Raw genomic sequence first — 312 nt, 5'->3', positions numbered from 1 at the left:
GCAAAGAATTCCAAGTTGATTTATTCAACTATTCAAAGATAAAACTGTCTGTTGCGATGAGAAAAAATCAACACGATTTTGTAGCATTTTCAAAAACAAAATCCAGCATCAGAAAAAGAATCGAAACTGCAATTTCTCAACTCAATGGAGAGTTCTTGATTCAGATTAATCTAGCAAAAACTTTTCAAGGTTTAGCCACGAGAATTGCTTCAAAAATAAGCGCTTTTACAATGATTCAGTATCTGAATTTTTTCGTCTTCAAAAGAAAGCTAAACAAAATAAAAGTTAATTTCGGCTAAATGCACAACAGGT

At 31.4% G+C, this 312-nt stretch carries 1 pseudogene; it reads left to right on the top strand.

The annotated features are described in order from the left end of the window. Positions 1-299: pseudogene (locus GNY06_RS01190) on the top strand (IS982 family transposase); the annotation flags it as partial. Positions 300-312: the final 13 nt, after the last annotated feature.

It is taken from the genome of Elizabethkingia argenteiflava, assembly GCF_009904105.1.
Classification (GTDB): domain Bacteria; phylum Bacteroidota; class Bacteroidia; order Flavobacteriales; family Weeksellaceae; genus Elizabethkingia; species Elizabethkingia argenteiflava.
Note: the sequence above shows the minus strand (reverse complement) of the source record. Positions and strands in the feature narration are given on the sequence as shown.